The sequence below is a fragment of the Paracoccus sp. 228 genome (assembly GCF_000967825.1).
Classification (GTDB): domain Bacteria; phylum Pseudomonadota; class Alphaproteobacteria; order Rhodobacterales; family Rhodobacteraceae; genus Paracoccus; species Paracoccus marcusii.
The window spans coordinates 211,528-230,410 of sequence record NZ_JYGY01000006.1 but is presented as its reverse complement, the minus strand read 5'-3'; the positions used below and the strand labels follow the sequence as shown (position 1 = coordinate 230,410).

Annotated in this window: 17 protein-coding genes; 8 read left to right on the top strand and 9 right to left on the bottom strand. The window is 68.0% G+C overall.

The window, feature by feature from the left end:
- Positions 1-24 precede the first annotated feature (24 nt).
- A complete protein-coding gene (locus SY26_RS17805) occupies positions 25-1,713 on the bottom strand; it encodes an alpha/beta-hydrolase family protein (RefSeq protein WP_046001626.1) in 1,689 nt (562 codons plus the stop codon).
- Between the two features lie 287 nt (positions 1,714-2,000).
- On the opposite strand from SY26_RS17805, the gene SY26_RS17800 reads away from it, so the two are divergent.
- Positions 2,001-3,008, top strand: a complete 1,008-nt coding sequence (locus SY26_RS17800) for a PHB depolymerase family esterase (protein ID WP_232303388.1) — start codon at positions 2,001-2,003, stop codon at positions 3,006-3,008.
- A 189-nt stretch (positions 3,009-3,197) separates the two neighbouring features.
- On the opposite strand, the gene SY26_RS17795 is transcribed toward SY26_RS17800, so the two are convergent.
- Positions 3,198-3,884, bottom strand: a complete 687-nt coding sequence (locus tag SY26_RS17795) for a superoxide dismutase (RefSeq protein WP_046001624.1) — start codon at positions 3,882-3,884, stop codon at positions 3,198-3,200.
- A 170-nt stretch (positions 3,885-4,054) separates the two neighbouring features.
- Between SY26_RS17795 and SY26_RS17790 the strand changes: the two genes are divergently transcribed.
- Positions 4,055-5,419, top strand: a complete 1,365-nt coding sequence (locus tag SY26_RS17790; protein WP_046001623.1) for an amidase — start codon at positions 4,055-4,057, stop codon at positions 5,417-5,419.
- A 4-nt stretch (positions 5,420-5,423) separates the two neighbouring features.
- Here SY26_RS17790 and SY26_RS17785 read toward each other — a convergent pair whose 3' ends face one another.
- The gene (locus tag SY26_RS17785) at positions 5,424-6,950 is read right to left on the bottom strand and encodes an argininosuccinate lyase (RefSeq protein ID WP_046001622.1); all 1,527 of its coding nucleotides are present in this window, start codon (positions 6,948-6,950) and stop codon (positions 5,424-5,426) included.
- 282 nt (positions 6,951-7,232) lie between these two features.
- Between SY26_RS17785 and SY26_RS17780 the strand changes: the two genes are divergently transcribed.
- The 5 genes from SY26_RS17780 to SY26_RS17760 are packed head-to-tail and all read left to right on the top strand — an operon-like array spanning position 7,233 to position 11,814.
- Positions 7,233-8,438: an ABC transporter substrate-binding protein gene (locus tag SY26_RS17780; RefSeq protein ID WP_045983479.1), complete on the top strand. Its 1,206-nt coding sequence runs from the start codon at positions 7,233-7,235 to the stop codon at positions 8,436-8,438.
- 15 nt (positions 8,439-8,453) lie between these two features.
- A complete protein-coding gene (locus SY26_RS17775; protein WP_045983480.1) occupies positions 8,454-9,230 on the top strand; it encodes an ABC transporter ATP-binding protein in 777 nt (258 codons plus the stop codon).
- Positions 9,227-9,928 (top strand): ABC transporter ATP-binding protein, encoded by a 702-nt coding sequence (locus SY26_RS17770; RefSeq protein ID WP_045983481.1) that lies wholly within the window; start codon positions 9,227-9,229, stop codon positions 9,926-9,928. The genes SY26_RS17775 and SY26_RS17770 overlap by 4 nt, the downstream gene beginning before the upstream one ends.
- Position 9,929: 1 nt before the next feature.
- On the top strand, positions 9,930-10,817 hold the full coding sequence (locus SY26_RS17765; RefSeq protein ID WP_045983482.1) for a branched-chain amino acid ABC transporter permease: 888 nt from the start codon (positions 9,930-9,932) through the stop codon (positions 10,815-10,817).
- A gap of 1 nt (position 10,818) precedes the next feature.
- Positions 10,819-11,814, top strand: coding sequence for a branched-chain amino acid ABC transporter permease (locus tag SY26_RS17760; protein WP_046001621.1), 996 nt, complete (start codon positions 10,819-10,821; stop codon positions 11,812-11,814).
- Positions 11,815-11,846: 32 nt separating this feature from the next.
- Here the strand turns inward: SY26_RS17760 and SY26_RS17755 are convergent, their stop codons facing one another.
- A complete protein-coding gene (locus SY26_RS17755) occupies positions 11,847-12,602 on the bottom strand; it encodes an IclR family transcriptional regulator (RefSeq protein ID WP_046001620.1) in 756 nt (251 codons plus the stop codon).
- Positions 12,603-12,828: 226 nt separating this feature from the next.
- Positions 12,829-13,722, bottom strand: coding sequence for a LysR family transcriptional regulator (locus tag SY26_RS17750; protein ID WP_046001619.1), 894 nt, complete (start codon positions 13,720-13,722; stop codon positions 12,829-12,831).
- Between the two features lie 225 nt (positions 13,723-13,947).
- On the opposite strand from SY26_RS17750, the gene SY26_RS17745 reads away from it, so the two are divergent.
- Positions 13,948-14,376 (top strand): heme-binding protein, encoded by a 429-nt coding sequence (locus tag SY26_RS17745; protein ID WP_046001618.1) that lies wholly within the window; start codon positions 13,948-13,950, stop codon positions 14,374-14,376.
- Positions 14,377-14,419: 43 nt separating this feature from the next.
- Here SY26_RS17745 and bhcD read toward each other — a convergent pair whose 3' ends face one another.
- The 4 genes from bhcD to bhcA are packed head-to-tail and all read right to left on the bottom strand — an operon-like array spanning position 14,420 to position 18,718.
- Positions 14,420-15,385, bottom strand: coding sequence for an iminosuccinate reductase BhcD (gene bhcD / locus SY26_RS17740; RefSeq protein WP_046001675.1), 966 nt, complete (start codon positions 15,383-15,385; stop codon positions 14,420-14,422).
- A 17-nt stretch (positions 15,386-15,402) separates the two neighbouring features.
- A complete protein-coding gene (bhcC, locus tag SY26_RS17735; RefSeq protein WP_046001617.1) occupies positions 15,403-16,566 on the bottom strand; it encodes a 3-hydroxy-D-aspartate aldolase BhcC in 1,164 nt (387 codons plus the stop codon).
- Positions 16,563-17,528 carry a beta-hydroxyaspartate dehydratase BhcB gene (bhcB, locus tag SY26_RS17730; RefSeq protein WP_046001616.1) on the bottom strand — a complete coding sequence of 322 codons (966 nt, stop codon included), beginning with the start codon at positions 17,526-17,528 and terminating at the stop codon, positions 16,563-16,565. The genes bhcC and bhcB overlap by 4 nt, the downstream gene beginning before the upstream one ends.
- On the bottom strand, positions 17,528-18,718 hold the full coding sequence (bhcA, locus tag SY26_RS17725; RefSeq protein ID WP_046001615.1) for an L-aspartate--glyoxylate aminotransferase BhcA: 1,191 nt from the start codon (positions 18,716-18,718) through the stop codon (positions 17,528-17,530). Before bhcA ends, bhcB begins: the two co-directional genes overlap by 1 nt.
- Between the last annotated feature and the right edge of the window lie 165 nt (positions 18,719-18,883).

Sequence of the window (18,883 nt, the reverse complement as noted above, 5' to 3'; positions counted from 1 at the left end):
CCGCACGCGGCGGCCCGATCGGGGTCAGCCCGAACTGCCAGGCTGTGTCGTGACCTCCTGTTGCCGCGCCAGGAAATGGTCGCGCAGCGCTTGCAGCCGTTCGGGGGTCCATCCGGGCGGGTCGGTGATCGCCAGCCAGGGGTCGATGTGATCGACATGGGCATAGACATGGCCATGCCCGATCGGCACCTCCAGCGCGATCGCCATGTCGAAGGCCAGCTGCAGCTGGGTGATGATCGGATACCAGCGCAGGTCGGGCGACACTTCGGGTGCGCGGGGGCTGGCCAGCCATTCGGGCGGGCGGATCGCGCTGTCGGATCGGAAGAACACGATGGGATCGCTGCCGTATTGCAGGAACACGATCCGCACCTCGCCCCAGGGGCCGCCGTCATGCACCGACTGGCGACCGTCGGTAAAGCGCACGACCTCTCCGGTGGTCAGGTGCGGCAGCCAGGCGGGCGATCCGGGGTCGCGTTCGGCGGTCAGCGTCTGCCACAGCTGGCTGACGAAGGGCGGCCCGACCCACAGTGCCCCATCGATGGGCTGATCCAGCATCTCATGCAGGCGCAACGACTGCTGAGAGCTGTGCGCGCCCAGGCTGAGACCATAGAGATACAGCCGGGGGCGCGTCTCCTCGGGCAGCTGCTGCCAGCGGCGGTGGACGGCCCCGAACAGGGCGCGCCCGGCCTCGGCCGCCTGTTCGGGCTGTACCAGCAGCGAGATCCAGCTTTGCAGATAGGAATACTGCAACGCCACGGTCGCGACGTCGCCGTGGTTCAGATGCTCCAGCGGCTCGATCGCGGCGGGGTCCATCCAGCCGGTGCCGGTGGGCATGGCGACGACCAGCGTGCTGCGGTCGAACCCGCCCGCGCGTTCCAGTTCGCGCACCGCCAGATCGGCGCGCGCGGTCAGCGTATCCGCCGCGTTCAGCCCGACATAGACGCGCAGCGGCTGCCGCGCGGGCTGTCCGGTGACGCCGGCGATGGCCTGGGGGTCGGGGGTGGTGGCGACGAAATTGCGCCCCTCGCGCCCCAGATCCTGCCAGGCGACTAGCGATTCGGCGCTGCCGGTCTGCCAGGGCTGGTCGGGGGCGATCTGTTCGGCGGGGATCAGGTCGTCCAGCGCCTGCGCCGACTGGTCGATGCTGGAGACGACGTTGCGCACCAGAACGCCGCTGAAGACCTGATAGGTCACCAGGATCGTCAGCAGCACGCCCAGAACCCGCGCCTGCCGGCGGGGCAGGACCTGCGCGATGCGCGCGCTGACATAACGGCCAAGCGCCACCAGCAGCTTGCCCAGGATCAGCAGGAACGACGCGACCGCGGTGCCAAGCCCGGCCACCACGAAGGGGGCCACGCCCTCGGCCGGGGGCAGGGTCATGGCGGCGCGGATGTCGTTCTGCCATTCCGCGGACCGCAGCAGGAACACGGTCACGATGACCAGCGCCACCGCGCCCATCGCCGGCACCAGCAGGCGCGCCTGACGGTCGGTCATGCGCGGCAGCTGCAGATAGCGCCACAGCGCGCCGGCCAGCACCGCCACCCCATAGCCCGCGGCAAAGCAGAACCCCGCCAGGATGCCCTGGATCTGGGGGCTGCGCGGGATCAGGCTGGGCGTCAGGGAACCCGCGACGAACAGCGCGCCGGTGACCAGGCCCACCCCGGACGTGCGCCGGTCCAGCCAGTCCAGAAGCGTCAGCATGGCGGCCGTCATCGGCAGGACCTTTTCATTGCGGCGCGGCGGGGGCCGGGGCGTCTGCCCGCAAAATGTCAAACGCCGCCCGAATGGGCAAGCGCGCCCGGACCTGTCAGCGCGTCATGGCAGCCATGACCGGCGGAACCGGGGTTGCCGCTTGCCCAATCCGGGGGCGCATGCGACGCAGAGGTCATGTTCACCCGAACGCTGCCCCGAACCCCGTGACCAGGCGCCCCAGACTTCGCATTGGAACCCGTCGCCGGAAATCCGGCGCCAACGCCATGGCGGGCCTGATGGGCGCCTTCATGAAAACGGCCACCAAGGCGATGACGCAGGCGGCCACCGCCGCCGTGCAGCCGCCGAAAGCGGCAAAGCCCAAGCCTGCCAAGTCAAAGCCTGCCGCAAAGCCGCGGGCCGCCGCCCCGCGATCTGCACGGTTCGAGACGGGGACCCATACCTGCGCCCATGGGACGCGCAAGTACCGCGTCTATCTGCCCTCGGCGATCGGGGCGGGGGTGCCGCTGCAACTGCTGGTGATGCTGCATGGCTGCGGCCAGACGCCCGAGGATTTCGCCAAGGGCACCGGGATGAACGCGCTGGCCGAACAGCGGGGCGTGATCGTGGTCTATCCTGCGCAGCCGCGCGAGGCGCATGCCAACCGCTGCTGGAACTGGTTCCGCCCCGAGGATCAGGGTCGCGACGGCGGTGAACCCGCCCTGCTGGCCAGCCTGACCCGGGACATGCTGGCGCGCTATGGCGCGGACCCGGCGCGGGTCTATGTCGCGGGCCTGTCGGCGGGCGGGTCGACCGCGATGCTGCTGGCGCATGCCTATCCCGATCTGTTCGCCGCCGTCGGGTGTCATTCCGGCTTGCCGCCGGGCGCGGCGGCGGACAAGACCTCGGCCATCATCGCGATGAAGCAGGGCAGCCCCGGCCGCCGCCTTGCCACGCCCGTCCCCACGATCATCTTTCACGGCAGCGACGACCACATCGTGACCCCGCGCAACGGCCGCTTCGTGGCGATCCGCGCGGTCGAGACGTTCCCGGACCTGCGCGCGGTGGAACTGACCCGCACCGTGCCGGGCGGACGGGCCTATGTGCGCACCAGCCACCGGGTGGGGCAGGGCCGGTCCTGGGTCGAACACTGGCTGGTCAAGGGCGCGGGCCATGCCTGGTCGGGCGGTTCGCGTGCGGGTCGTTTTGTCGATCCGGGCGGGCCGGATGCCTCGGCCCAGATGCTGCGGTTCTTCCTGTCCCACAGGACGACGCGCAAGACGCGGGCCGCCCCGCCCACCGGAAACGCAGGGGCCTGAATGGGATGCCCTGATACCGACGTCGTGCCAGACGCTTAGCCCGCCGGAACAGGTTCTGACCGGCCCATTGCACGGCTCCGACGCCCTCGCGCCGTCGTTTCTGGCCCGTTGCGTGCTATTTTGGTTTCGCAAAGAAGACGGGCAGCACGTTGCCGTGCCGCCCGTCGTAAGATTGGGGATGGCCGTGCCTTATTCGGCCAGTGCCGCGTCATAGCGTTCGGACACGGCGCTCCAGTTCACGACATCCCACCAGCTTTCCAGATATTCGGCCCGGCGGTTGTTGTAGGTCAGATAATAGGCGTGTTCCCACACGTCGTTGCCCAGAAGCGGCGTGCCCTGCGTCTCGGCCACGTCCATCAGCGGGTTGTCCTGGTTCGGGGTCGAGGTGATCTCCAGCTCGTCCTGATCGTTCACGATCAGCCAGACCCAGCCCGATCCGAACTGGCCTGCACCGGCCTCTTGAAATGCGGTGCGGAACTCCTCGTCGGAACCGAATGCCGCCTCGATCGCCTCGGTCAGTTCGGGCGACATCTCTCCGGTCTGGTCGGCCGGGGCCATCGATTCCCAGAAGAACGTGTGGTTCCAGTGACCGCCGGCGTTGTTGCGGACGCGGTCGGGATAGGTGCCGGCATTGGCCACCAGATCCTCCAGCGCGGTACCGGCGGGGGCGTCGCCCTCGGCGATGGCGGTGTTGAGGTTGGTCACATAGCTCTGGTGGTGCTTGTCGTGATGCAGGCCCATCGTCTCGGCGCTGATGACCGGGTCCAGCGCGTCCGCGGCATAGGGCAGGTCGGGCAGCGAGAACTCTCCCTCGGCTTGGGCAAGGGCTGCGACGGGCGTGGCGCAGATGGCAAGGATCGCAAGTGTCTGTTTCATCGGGTTCTCCTGTTGGTGTCGGGGCACAACCGCAGCATGCGCCCGATGTTCCGTTCCAACGCCGATGTCATGGATGCACACGGTTCCGTGATCGACACGGGCGGCAGGGGTTGTGGGGCGCGCGGTTTCGCCCCACGGTGACGGCGAGATCAGGAAAAGGGGCACATCGGATGATCACCGGGGATGCGACAAGCCAGCTGAAGGCCCTGCGCGCGGGCAGCATCGATGCGGTCGGGCTGATGGCGCTGACGCTGGACCGGATCGCGGCGACAAACCCGTCCATCAACGCCGTCGTCGCGCTGCGCGACCGCGACACCCTCTTGGCCGAGGCCGCGCAGGCCCCTGCGGGGCCGCTGCAGGGATTGCCGATGGCGGTCAAGGATCTGGCGGACACGGCGGGGATCGCCACGACCTATGGCTCGCCCGCGTTCCGCGACCACGTGCCGGTGGCGGATAGCCCGATGGTCGCGCGCCTGCGCCGGGCCGGGGCGGTGATCATCGGCAAGACGAACACGCCCGAATTCGGGCTGGGGTCGCACAGCTACAACCCGGTCTATGGCGTCACGCGCAACCCCTATGACCTGTCGCGGTCGGCGGGCGGGTCCAGCGGCGGCGCGGGGGCGGCGCTGGCCGCGCGCATGGTGGCGCTGGCGGACGGGTCGGACATGATGGGGTCGCTGCGCAACCCGGCCGGGTGGAACAACGTCTTCGGATTCCGGCCCAGCTATGGCCTGGTCGCGCCGTCGAACCCGGGCGACCTGTTCCTGTCCCAGCTGTCGACCGAAGGCCCGATGGCGCGGTCGATCCGTGACCTCGAGCTGTTGCTGGCGGTCCAGTCCGCCCCCGATCCGATGCACCCGCATTCCAGCGGCCCCTATCGCCCCGCGCCGCCCAAGGGCATGCTGCGCATCGGCTGGCTGGGCGATTGGGGCGGGGCCTATGCGATGGAGCCGGGCGTGCTGGACCTGTGCGGGGCCGCCGTGCAGGTGCTGGCCGATCTGGGCCATGACGTGGTTCCCATGGCGCCACCCTTTTCGGCCGCCGCCCTGTGGGAGGCCTGGACGACGCTGCGCAGCTGGACCATCGCGGGCAGCCTTGGCCCGCTGCTGCACAGCGCCCCGGATCAGGTGAAGCCCGAACTGCGGTGGGAGATCGAGCGCGGCCTGGCCCTGTCCGCCGCCGACCTGCGCCGTGCCAGCACGATCCGGTCGGACTGGTTCCGCCACACGGCGGGGATGGACGTGGACATCCTGGCGCTGCCGTCGGCGCAGCTGTTCGCGTTCGACGCGGACTGGACCTGGCCGCGCCAGATCGCGGGACAACAGATGGACAGCTATCACCGTTGGATGGAGGTGGTCGTGCCGGCATCGCTGACCGGGTTGCCGGCGCTGTGCGTGCCGGCGGGGTTCGGACCGTCCGGCACGCCGATGGGGCTGCAGCTGATCGGCCATCGCGGGCGCGATGCCTGCGTGCTGAACCTGGGCCGCGCCTACGAGGCCGCGACATCCTGGATCGACTACCAGCCCGCGCCCTGAAGGGTCAGTCCCGCGTCAGGCCGTCGAAATCGGCGTCCAGCCGGTCCAGCGCCGCATCGACATGGCCGCGCCGGGCGGCGATCCATCCGGCGTGATCGTCCAGCCGCGCGCGGGCGGTGCCGATCATGCGCGTCATCTCCTGCGGTTGCGGCCCGCCGGAGGTGGCGCGCGCGGCGACGATCGCGGCCGGGTCCAGGGCCTGGCGGAACTCCTCCTGGGTCAGGGGCAGGTCTGCCGGGGCGTCGGTGCCTGCGACGGCATCCGCATAGATGCGCTGCGCCTCGGCATAGGGAAAGTCCAGCGGGCCCATCCCGTTCCGGCGTGCATGTGTCACGATCTCGGAGGCGACGTGATGGCCTTCGCGGAAGGGCAGGCCGTGGTCGCGCATCAGCCGGTCGGCGATCTCCTGCGAGGCGGTCCAGTCGCTGTTCAGCTCCTCCAGCGCGCGATCCTGGTCGATGACCAGCGCCTGAAGGACCGCGTCCAGCCGCGACAGGGTGGCGATGCCCGCATCGACCATCGCGGCATTGTCGGCGACATCCTTGGGGTCGGGCATGCCGGGGGTGATGTTGTGCGTCTGCAGGACCGGCCCCATCGCCAGCGCGATGGCCTGCGACGCATCGCTGCGCGTGTTGTTCAGCAGGCCCGGATTGCGCTTTTGCGGCATGGCCGAGGAGACATAGGTATTCTCTCCGCCCTCCTCCAGCAGGATCCAGGGGCGGGTCTGGGCGTATTGGGTCATGATGTCCTCGACCAGGTTGCCGCTGTGCAGCGCGACCGAGGTGACGATGCCCGCCACCTCGACCGGGTGGTCCATCGACGAGATCTGCGACGCGTCATAGGCGTTCTCGACCAGCGCCGGAAAGCCCAGGTATTCGGCCATCCGCTGGCGGTTCAGCGGCCAGCCGGTACCGTTCAGGACGGTGGTGCCCATCGCGCTGCGGTCGATGCGGGCATAGGCCTCGCGGATGCGCTGCGCGTCGCGGTCCAGGCCGGCGGCGTGGCCCAGCAGGTAATGGCCCAGGCTGTTGGGCTGGGCCGCGACCCCGTTGGTATAGTTCGGCACGATGGTGCCCGCATGGCGTTCTGCCAGGTCGACCATCGTGGTCGTGGTCGCGTGCAGCTGATCGGCCAGCTCCAGCATCTTGTCGCGCAGCATCGCTGCGCGGAAGGTGGCGTGCATGTCCTGGCTGGACCGCCCGGCATGCAGCAGGGTGACCTGCGGACCGCCCGCATCGATCAGCAGCGGCTCGAAGCTGATGACGGTGCGGGGGCGTTCTCCGTCGGGCGCGTCGCCCGCGGCGATCATCTGCGTCAGCGCGTCGGCGATGTCCGGGGCCAGGGCCGGGTCCAACAGCCCCTCCTGGCTGTTGATGACCAGGCTGGCCTTGTTCATCTGGCCCAGCCAGAAGAACTCGTCGCGCGTCGGCGCGTCGGGACCGGCAGGGTCCTGGGCCGCGGCGGCCTGCGCGTGAAACAGCGTGCCCGCCAGCAGGATCGCGGCGATGCGGCGTGTCGGATGACAGGTCATGGTGGTCTCCTCCCCGTGTTCAGGGGGTCAGGATAGGGGCTGTGGACCGCAGGCCAACCCCCGGCCCGCCGCCGCCCGCGCCGCTGGCGGATTGCAGCCTGTGCAAGTTGCCGCAGGGCGGTCCAAGCGTCCTTGCCAAGGCAAACCTATTCTGCAACCTTTCCCAAGCGCGACCTTGGGGAGAGGGTCGCCAGTCATTCACGGAAACGATGAACCGGACCGCCGACCCGGCGGGTGGCCCGTCCACACGCCTGCGGTCCGACACGAGGGAGAGAGAAGACCATGGCTAGACTGTTGACATCGGTGGCGATCTTGGGCGCCACGGCCACCGCCGCGATGGCCCAGGTATCGGATGACGTCGTCAAGATCGGCATCCTGAACGACCAGTCGGGTGTCTATGCCGATTTCGGCGGCACCTATTCCTATCAGGCGGCGCTGATGGCGGTCGAGGATTTCGGCGGCACCGTGCTGGACATGCCGATCGAGGTCGTGACCGCCGATCACCAGAACAAGCCCGACGTCGCATCGAACATCGCGCGGCAGTGGTACGACACCGAACAGGTCGACGCGATCATGGAGCTGACCACCTCGTCCGTGGCGCTGGCCGTGCAGGCGCTGTCGGCCGAGGCCGACAAGATCACCATGACCACCGGTGCCGCCACCACCGAACTGACCGGCGCGCAATGCACCGCGAACGGGTTCCACTGGGCCTATGACACCCACGCGCTGGCCGTGGGCACCGGCGGCGCGCTGGTCGAGCAGGGCGGCGACAGCTGGTTCTTCCTGACCGCCGATTATGCCTTCGGCTATTCGCTGGAGGAGCAGACCGGCGCCTATGTCACCGCCAATGGCGGCGAAGTGCTGGGGTCGGTCCGCCATCCGCTGTCCACCAATGATTTCTCGTCCTTCCTGCTGCAGGCGCAGGCATCGGGGGCCAAGGTCATCGGCCTGGCCAATGCCGGCCTGGACACCCAGAACGCCATCAAGTCCGCGGCCGAGTTCGGCATCGTGCAGGGCGGCCAGCGCCTGGCGGCGCTGCTGTTCACCCTGGCCGAGGTCCACGGCCTGGGCGCCGAGGCCGCACAGGGCCTGACCCTGACGGAATCCTTCTACTGGAACCGGACCGACGAAAGCCGCGAATTCGCGCAGCGCTTCTTCGAGCGCACGCAGGCGATGCCGAACATGGTCCATGCCGGCACCTATTCGGCCGTCCTGCAGTACCTGAAGGCCATCGAGGCCGCAGGCACCGACGAGACCGCCGCCGTGTCCGAACAGCTGCACACGCTGCCGGTCAACGACGTCTTCTCTCAGGGCGGCACGGTGGGCGCGAACGGACGCCTGATCACCGACGTCTATCTGCTGGAGGTCAAGGCACCGGCCGACATCACCACGGACTGGGACTACTTCAACGTCCTGGCGACCATCCCCGGGTCCGAGGCGTTCATCGATCCGGCCGAAAGCGGTTGCGCGCTGGTCGCGGCGAACTAGGGCGCGGACGGACCCATGACAGCAATGCCTGTGCAACAGGACCAGCCGCGGGTGGTGTTATCCGCCCGCGGCCTTGGCAAGGATTTCGCCGGCTTCACCGCCGTCAACGATGTCGATCTGGATGTCGAACACGGCCGCATCCACGCGCTGATCGGCCCGAACGGCGCGGGCAAGACCACCGTCTTCAACCTGCTGACCAAGTTCCTGACGCCCACCCGCGGGTCGATCACCCTGCTGGGCCAGGACATCACCGCCAGAAAGCCCGCCGAGGTGGCCCGGCTTGGCTTGGTGCGGTCGTTCCAGATCTCGGCCGTGTTCCCGCATCTGACGGTGCTGGAGAACCTGCGCGTCGCGCTGCAGCGGCCCAACGGGCTGGCCACCCAGTTCTGGCGGTCGCTGTCGTCGCTGGACCGGCTGAACCCGCGCGCGGACGAGCTGATCGCGCAGCTGGGCCTGACGGAATACCGCGACACCCGCGCGATGGACCTGTCCTATGGCCGCAAGCGCGTGCTGGAGATCGCGACCACGCTGGCCCTGGACCCCAAGGTCCTGCTGCTGGACGAGCCGATGGCCGGGATGGGCCTTGAGGACGTGCGCACCGTCGCCGGCATCATCCGCGACGTGGCCCGCGACCGGGCGGTGCTGATGGTCGAACACAACCTGTCGGTCGTGGCCGACATCTGCGACCGCGTCACCGTGCTGCAGCGCGGAGAGATCCTGGCCAGCGGCGATTACGCCACGGTGTCCACCGATCCCCGCGTGCGCACCGCCTATATGGGAACCGACGCATGAGCGCGCTTCTGAATGTCGCCGGGCTGAACGCCTGGTACGGCGAAAGCCACATCCTGCACGGCGTCGACCTGCACGTGAACGAAGGCGAGATGATCTGCATCCTGGGCCGCAACGGCATGGGCAAGACCACCACGCTGCGGTCGATCATGGGCATCCTGCGCAAGCGCACCGGCAGCATCACCTTTGCCGGCAGCGACATGATGACCATGCCGCTGCACAAGACCGCCCGCGCCGGCCTGGGCTTCGTCCCCGAGGAGCGCGGCATCTTCGCCAGCCTGTCGGTGCAGGAGAACCTGATGTTGCCGCCGGTGGTGGCCAAGGGCGGCATGTCGGTCGACGAGATCTATGCCCTGTTCCCGAACCTGCACGAACGCAGGAACAGCCCCGGCACGAAACTGTCGGGGGGCGAACAGCAGATGCTGGCCATGGCGCGCATCCTGCGCACCGGCGCGCGCTGCCTGCTGCTGGACGAGCCGACCGAGGGGCTGGCCCCGGTGATCATCCAGAACATCGGCACCGTGCTGGGCGAGTTGAAGAAACGCGGCATGACCGTGGTGCTGGTGGAACAGAACTTCCGCTTTGCCAGCAAGGTCGCCGACCGGTTCTATCTGATGGATCACGGCCAGATGACCGCGGAATTCCCGGTGGGCCAGCTGCCCGCCAACATGGACATGCTCAATCGCGAACTGGGGGTCTGACATGACGATGATATTCGGCGTGCCGATGGCTGCCCTGATGGGGCAGCTGCTGATCGGCCTGATCAACGGGTCGTTCTATGCGCTGCTGTCGCTTGGGCTGGCGGTGATCTTCGGCCTGCTGCGGGTGATCAACTTCGCCCATGGCGCGCAATACATGCTGGGCGCGTTCGTGGCCCTGCTGCTGCTGACCTGGACCGGCGTGAACTACTGGATCGCGCTGATCCTGGCACCGCTGATCGTGGGCACCTTCGGCGCGCTGGTCGAACGGACCATGCTGTCGCGGCTCTACAAACTGGACCACCTGTACGGTCTGCTGTTCACCTTCGGCCTGGCCCTGACGATCGAGGGGACGTTCCGGTACTTCTTCGGCTCCAGCGGGCAGCCCTATCCGACGCCGCCGGCACTGGCGGGGGGCGTGAACCTGGGCTTCATGTTCCTGCCGATCTATCGGGGCTGGGTGATCGTGGCGTCGCTGGCGGTCTGCATCGCCGTGTGGCTGCTGATCGAGAAGACCAAGCTGGGATCATACCTGCGCGCCGCCACCGAAAACCCAGTGCTGGTGCAAAGCTTCGGCGTGAACGTGCCGCTGCTGCTGACGCTGACCTATGCGTTGGGCGCGTCGCTGGCGGCATTCGCGGGCGTGCTGGCGGCGCCCATCTATCAGGTGTCGCCGCTGATGGGCACGAACATCATCATCGTCGTGTTCGCCGTTGTCGTGGTCGGCGGCATGGGGTCCATCCTGGGCGCCATCGTCACCGGCTACATGCTGGGCATCGCCGAGGGTCTGACCAAGGTCTTCTACCCCGAGGCATCGAACACCGTGATCTTCGTCATCATGGCGATCGTGCTGATCCTGCGGCCCGCGGGCCTGTTCGGAAAGGACGTGTAAGATGAGCCATTCCGACGCAACCACCCCCCAGGCCTCTGCGACCGTCCCGGCAGCCGGCCGCATCAAGGCGGTCATCCTGCTGGCCATGCTGGGGTTCCTGCTGCTGGTGCCCATGTTCCTGTACCCGATCTTCCTGATGAAGATCCTGTGCTTTGCGCTGTTCGCCGCGGGGTTCAACCTGCTGCTGGGCTATACCGGCCTTCTGTCCTTCGGGCATGCGGCCTTCTTCGGGGGCGGGGCCTATTTCACCGCGCATGCGGTCAAGGTCTGGGGTCTGTCGCCCGAACTGGGGATCCTGGTCGGGGTCGCGGGCGCGGCGGGGCTGGGCCTGATCATGGGGCTGATCGCCATCCGCCGTCAGGGCATCTATTTCGCCATGATCACCCTGGCCCTGTCGCAGATGTTCTTCTTCTTCTGCCTGCAGGCCGCCTTCACGAACGGAGAGGACGGCATCCAGTCCGTCCCGCGCGGCACCTTCCTGGGCGTGCTGGACCTGTCGAACCAGATCAACATGTACTATTTCGTGCTGGGCGTGTTCCTGGCCGGGATGCTGGCGATCTGGCGGATCATCAACTCTCCCTTCGGCATGATCCTGAAAAGCATTCGCGAGAACGAGGCGCGTGCCACGTCGCTTGGCTATACCGTGGCGCGCTACAAGCTGGCGGCGTTCGTCATGTCGGCGGCGATCGCGGGCTTGGCGGGCAGCGTGAAAAGCCTGGTGTTCCAGTTCGCGACCTTGACCGATGTCGGCTGGCAGATGTCCGGAGAGGTGATCCTGATGACGCTGCTGGGCGGCATCGGCACGCTGATCGGGCCGGTCATCGGCGCGGGGCTGGTGGTGACGCTGCAGAACTATCTGGCGACCTCGCCGCTGCCGGTGACGGTCATCACCGGTGTCGTCTTCATGGTCTGCGTGCTGCTGTTCCGGCGCGGCCTGGTGGGCGAGTTCTATGCCTCGCGGATCGGCCGCAGCCTGGGGTTCAAGTCCGACAGCTGAACCAAGGCCCGTCCCGTTCGCGGGGCGGGCTTCTAAAGGTGCAGCTGCTCGCCGGTGACGGCGGTCAGCCGCGCCGCGGCCTCGGCCACCGCCGCGCCGATCGCGCCGACCTGGCGCGTCCCGATCCGATGCGCGGGGGCGTTGATCGACAGCCCGGCCACCGCCCGCCCGGCCATGTCCACGATGGGCGCGGCCACGCAGCGCATTCCCGCCATCCGTCCCTGATCGTCGAACGCAAAGCCCTGCCTGCGGATGCGCGCCAGATCGGGGCAGGCCGTATCGGGCGCAGGCCCCGCATTGATCGCCAGCATCGCCCGCCCGATGCCCGATCCGGTCAGCGATGCGCGCGTTCCGGGCGGAAAGGCCACGCGGATCGGCTGGTCAGATTCGACCTGCGACACGAACAGCACGCCACCGTCACTGAGGATGCCCAGGTTGGCCGTCTCCTGGGTCCGCGCGACCAGGTCCTGCAGGATCGGGCGTGCCCGCGCGATCAGCCCCGACCGGCGCAGGAAGGCCGCCCCAAGGCGAAAGCTGGATGGCCCGACCGACCAGCATTGCGTCGCGGCACAGCGTTCGACCATGCCGCGCAGGGCCAGGGTCTGCAGGATGCGATGCGTGGCGGATGCGGGCAAGCCTGTGCGCTGCGCGACCTCGCTCAGCGTCAGGCCGGGATGCAGCGACAGCAGGTCCAGCATGTCCAGCGCGCGGTCCAACGCCTGGACGGTCAGCGGGCGGTCGGGTCCGTCGGCACAGGGGCGGCCACGGCGGCGGGTCGGGTCGGCCATTGCGGTCTCTCCTTGATCACCCGGTGTCGGGTCACCTCTTTGGGTCGCATGCGATGGAAAATCCGTCCAGAAATATTATTAATGCCCCGCGGCGTACGATGCGCCGGGCCTTCACCCACCGGACGGACAGGCGGTGAAATATGCAGGCGGATCAACGGCAAACCCCGCGGTGGTGCGGTCGTCCCATGCCGATTATCAAGCGTCGTTGTAAAGTCCTTGCCCCGGCCTAGAACAGCGGACGCAGCTCCCGCACCGCGTGGTCGGCGAACATGCGGACCTTGGGGTCCTGCAGACGCCTGTGCGGGGCAAGGCAGCCGAACTGCGCGGGCAGGGGGCGGTTGGCGGGCAGGACCTCGACCAGGCGACCGTCGGCCAGGTCCTGCGTCACCTCGTACAGCGGGCGGTTGGCGATGCCATGTCCGGCCAGCGCCCAATCGCGCAGCACGTCGCCGTCGTCGGTGTCGAAGCGTCCCTGCACCATCATCTTGCGCGGCCCGTCCGACGTCTGCAGCGTCCAGTAATATTCCGGGCTGCGGGGATAGCGCAGCAGCAGGCAGTTGTGACCCGCCAGGTCGTCCGGTCGCCGCGGCGTGCCCGCGGCGTCCAGATAGGCCTGCGACGCGACCAGCACCCGCGGGCATTCAGCGATCTTGCGCCATTTCAATGCAGAATCGGCGGGCTCTCCCAGAAAGAAGGCCAGGTCGATGGTATCCTCGACGATGTTGACGTTGCGGTCGGACAGGCGCAGGCGGATCTCGATCCCCGGATTGTCGGCGCAGAAGGGAGGGATCAGCGGCGCGACCAGCCGCCGTCCCAGACCCAGGGGCGCGGTCAGGCGGATCACGCCCTGCGGCTTGCCCGAAAAGCTGCCGATCAGGGCCTCGGCCTCGTCCAGGGTCTCGATCACGCGTCGGGCGTGGTCATAGAAGGCGCGGCCGATCTCGGTCGTGGTCAGCTTGCGGGTGGTGCGGTTCAGCAGGCGCAGGCCAAAGCGGTTTTCCAGATCCTTGATCCGGTTCGATGCGACCGCGGGCGACAGGCGCAGATCGCGCCCCCCCGCCGTGATCGAGCCCAGTTCGACCACCCGCACGAAGACCCGCAAGCTTTCAAGATAGGACATCGCCGTTGGCCCGCTTTCAATGGAACGTGGAAAGTCTTCTATGTCGCGGATGATTCCGCAACCGAAACCGTCGCGCTAGCGTGATCCGGGCGGCGGCGCCCCGCGCGCGTTGCGCATTGGGGGTGGCCGTCCGCGACCCGCCTGCTAAGCATTGCCCGTCCGCGTCGCCGACCTTCTGGTCGTTCCGCTGCGGCCGGGCACCCGGACAACAGCCAAGGAATTCCGATGCAGACCCTGACCCGACTCGATCTCGACGACGCCCGCATCCTGATGGCCGGTGCCGAGGCCCATGCCCGGACGATCGGCGTCCCGATGTGCATCGCCATCACCGACGAGGCGGGCCAGCTGATCGCCTTTCAGCGGATGGAGGGTGGCAAGGTCACCTCGACCACCATCGCCATCGACAAGGCCTTCACGGCGGCGGCGGCCAAGAAGGCGACCCACGACTATGGCACGGCCAGCCAGCCCGGCGCGCCGGCCTATGGCATCGCCTCGGCCATCGGCGGGCGTCTGATGGTGGTCGGCGGCGGTCTGCCGGTCCTGTGGAACGGAGAGGTCGTGGGCGGCATTGGCGTGTCCTCGGGGACGCCGGCCCAGGACCAGGCGGTGGCACAGGCCGGGATCGACGACTGGATCGCGCGCCAAGCGAAGTGACCGCACCCCCCGCGCGCCCGCTGTCGGGTGCGCGGGGGTGACGCTAGATCTGGACCGCGATGGCGATCCCGCGTTCGACCGCCAGATCGACCGCGGCGGATGCGACTGCCAAGTCCTGCAGTCCCACCCCGGTGCCGTCGAACAGGGTGATCTGGTCATCGGACACCCGGCCCGGTCGGTCGCCGTTGATCACCGCACCGATCTGGATGATGTCGTGCGGCGCGATCAGCCCTTGGGCCACGGCGTGCTGGGCCTCTCCGATGGTAACGGATTGGGCGACCTCGTCGGTAAAGACCGACGCCTTGCCCAGCAATGCGGCCTCGACCTCCTGCTTGCCCTTGGTGTCGGTGCCCATGCAGGCCAGGTGCGTGCCGGGCCGGACCTGGGCGGCCTGCAGGATGGGCGCGAATGACGAGGTGATGGTGATGATCACGTCCGCCTGCGCGCCCAGCTGATCCAGATCGACCGCCTGGAACGGGATGCCGCGTTCATCGGCGACCTTGGCCAGCCGATCCAGGTCGGCGGGGTTCAGGTTCCAGCCGACGACCCTGTCGAAGTCCCGCTGATCCAGCGCGGCGCGCAGCTGGAAGATCGACTGATGCCCCGCCCCGATCATGCCCAGCACCCGCGCGTCCCACCGCGCCAGGTGGCGGATCGACACCGCCGAGGCCGCCGCCGTGCGCAGCGCGGTCAGCAGGTTGCCGCCCACCACGGCCCGGCACCGCCCGGTATCGGCGTCGAACAGGAAGATCGTCGACTGATGGTTCGTCAGGCCCCTGTCGGCGTTCCGCGGCCAGAACCCGCCCGATTTCAGCCCAAGCGCCAGCGATTCCCGGTCGAACCCCGACTTGAACCCGTAAAGCGCGTCGGCATGGCCGATCGCCTCGCGGATGACCGGAAAGTTGTAGGCCGTGTCCCGCGCCATCGCGGCAAAGACCTGTTCGACCGCCGCAAAGCAGTCCTGGGCCGAGATCAGGTCCGCGATCAGGTGTTCGGGGACGATCAGCAGGGGGGATTGCGTCTGCATCAATAGGCCTTTCCGCGGGCAGAGACCGGCCAGACGACCTCGACCTTGCCGCCCCGGACGCCCACGTACCAGTCGTGGACGTTGCAGGTCGGATCGCAATGGCCGGGGATCAGGCGCAGCTTGTCGTTGACGGCCAACACGCCGTCCGGGTCCTCGACCACGCCGTGTTCGTCGGAACACTTGATGTATTTCACGTCCGTGCGGCCGTGGATGACCGGCAGGCCGCTGTCCACCGACTGCGCCTTGAGGCCGGCATCGACCACCGCCAGATGCGGCTTGGCATGGCTCATGACGCTGGTCAGGATGAACAGCGCGTTTTCCCATTCACCTTGGTCGATGCGCGTGCCGTCCCGGTCCAGGATGCGCCCGTAATCGGCATCCATGAAGGCATAGCTGCCGCATTGCAGCTCGTTGAAGACGCCCGAGTTGGATTCGAAGTAATAGGACCCCGTGCCTCCGCCCGACACCAGTTCGGGCGTCAGGCCGATCGCGGTCAGCGCCTCGACCGCCTCGCGGACCTGGGCGATGGCCGCGTCCAGCTTGGCCTTGCGGTCGTCAAAGCTGTCCATGTGCTGCATGGCGCCCTGATAGCCCTGGATGCCGGTGAATTTCAGGCCGGGGGCGGCGTCGATGGCCTGGGCGATCTGCACCACCGCCTCGGTCGTCCTGACCCCGCAGCGGCCGGCGCCGCAATCGATCTCGACAAAGCATTCCAGCGTGGTGCCGTGGCGCTGCGCCGCCGCCGACAGTTCGGCCACGTTGGCGATGTCGTCGACGCAGACGATGATCCGGCTGCCCCGCAAGGGCAGGCGCGCCAAGCGGTCGATCTTGGCCGGGTCGCGGACCTGGTTCGACACCAGCACGTCGCGGATGCCGCCGCGCACGAACACCTCGGCTTCGGACACCTTCTGGCAGCAGACGCCGACCGCGCCGCCCAACCGCTCCTGCAGCTTCAGGACGTCGACCGACTTGTGCATCTTGCCATGCGCCCGGTGGCGCATGCCGTGGGCGCGGGCGTAATCTCCCATCTTGCGGATGTTGCGTTCCAGTGCGTCCAGATCAAGGATCAGGCAGGGGGTCTGGATGTCGGCCTCGTCCATCCCCGGCAGGGCGGGAATGTCGTATCCGACCTCGAGGCCTGCGAATTCTGCATGGGCGTTCATTGGGCATCTCCGTTGGTCCAGGGCAGGCGGTCCAGATCGACATTGCCGCCGGTGATGATGACGCCGATGCGCTGGCCGGCAAAGACGTCGCGGTTCTTCAGGATGGTCGCCAGCGGCACCGCGCTGGAGGGTTCGGCCACGATCTTCAGCCGTTTCCAGATCAGCTGCATCGCGGCCACGATCTCGTCCTCGGACGCGGTCAGGATGTCGGTGACATGGTTGCGGACGAAATGCCAGGTCATGTCCTTGAGCGGCACCTTGAGCCCGTCTGCCACGGTCACGGGCGCGTCGTCTGCGATGATGTGGCCGGCGCGAAAGCTGCGCGCCGCGTCGTCCGCCTGTTCGGGTTCGGCCGCATAGATGCGTGTGGCGGGGGCCAGCGCGGACAGGGTCAGGCAGGTGCCCGACACCATGCCGCCGCCGCCGATGGGGGCGATGACCGCGTCCAGGCCGGGGATCTGCTCCAGCATCTCGGCCGAACAGGTGGCCTGTCCGGCGATCACCCGCGGGTCGTTGTAGGGATGCACGAATTCTGCCCCCGTCTCGGCCACGACCTGGGCAAAGACCGCCTCGCGCGAGCTGGTCGAGGGCTCGCATTCCACGACGCGCGCGCCATAGCCGCGCACCGCGTCCTTCTTCGCCTGCGGGGCGGTGCGGGGCATGACCACCGTGCAGGGGATGCCGCGGCGTCCCGCGGCATAGGACAGGCAGGTGCCGTGATTGCCGCTGGAATGGGTGGCGACGCCGCGCGCGGCCTGGGCATCCGACAGGCCAAAGACCGCGTTACTGGCCCCGCGCGCCTTGAAGGCGCCGGCCTTCTGCAGGTTCTCGCACTTGAAGAACAGCTGCGCGCCGGTCAGCTCGTCCAGCATCCGGCTGGTCAGGACGGGGGTGACGTGGACATGCGGGCGGATGCGGTCGCGGGCCGCCAGCATGTCGTCCAGGGTCGGGATCGCGTCCATCACGCAGCCTGCCTGCAGGCCTGGCCCGCGCTGTGGCGATAATGCGCTTGGGCGGCGGCGACGCCGGAGCCCAGGGTGACGGGCAGGCCCAGATCGACCATCACCATCTCCGCCGTGGCCAGCCCCGACAGGGCCATCACGTCGGTCAGCATCCCCAGATGCCCGATGCGGAAGACCTTGCCCGCGACATCGCCCAGGCCCGTGCCAAAGGCCACGCCATAGGTGTTCAGCGCATGGCTGACGATGCGGTTGGCGTCGAAACCGTCCGGCGTGCGGATCGCGCTGACACTGTCGGAATACAGCGTGGGTCGCGCGGCGCACAGCGTCATGCCCCATGCCGCGACGGCCTGGCGGACGCCTTCGGCGATGCGGTGATGACGGGCAAAGACGTTCTCCAGCCCCTCGTCCAGCAGCATGTCGGTGGCGACCTTCAGCCCGTTCAGCAGGCCGACAGGCGGCGTATAGGGAAAGCCGTTCGCGGCATAGCCCCGCGCCATGTCGCGGATGTCGAAGAAGGTGCGCGGCAGGCCCGCGCCCTCGACCGCGGTCATCGCCTTGGGCGAAAAGCCGACGATCGCCAGGCCGGGGGGCAGCATGAAGCCCTTCTGCGACCCGGTGACGGCGACATCGACGCCCCATTCGTCCATCCGGAAGTCATAGCAGGCGATGGAGCTGACCCCGTCCACGAACAGCATTGCGGGATGCCCCGCCCGGTCCAGCGCGCGGCGGACCGCGGCGATGTCCGACCGGACGCCGGTGGCGGTTTCGTTATGCGTGGCCAGGACCGCCTTGATGCGATGGGCCGTGTCGGCGGTCAGGATCTCCTCGAACCGGTCGGTGGGGATACCTTCGCCCCAGGACTGGTCCACGATCTGGACGTCCAGGCCGTGCCGCTGGCACATGTCGATCCAGCGGTGGCTGAACATGCCGTTGCGCGTGGCCAGAACCGCGTCGCCCGCCGACAGCGTGTTGGTGATCGCCGTCTCCCACCCGCCTGTGCCGGTGGAGGGGAACACGAAGACCTGCGCCTGCGTCGATTTCAGGACCTTTTTGACCCCCTCCAGCGCGGGATGCAGGATCTTTCCAAACATCGGGCTGCGATGGTCGATGGTGGGCATGTCGACGGCCTTGCGAAGCACCTCGGGGATGTTCGTCGGGCCGGGAATGAAGATCGGGTTCTGGGTGCTCACGGTCGGCTCCTCCTTGATGCGACAAGGTGTAGCACGGGTCCGCAAACCGGTAAATTTTTTTGAAATCGTTTTTCGGAAACGTGGTTTAATGCAGGTTTCGCAGCGAAATCATGGGCGCGCGATTTTTTCATTGCCGGAAAATGGCTTTCATGAAATTATTTTTCT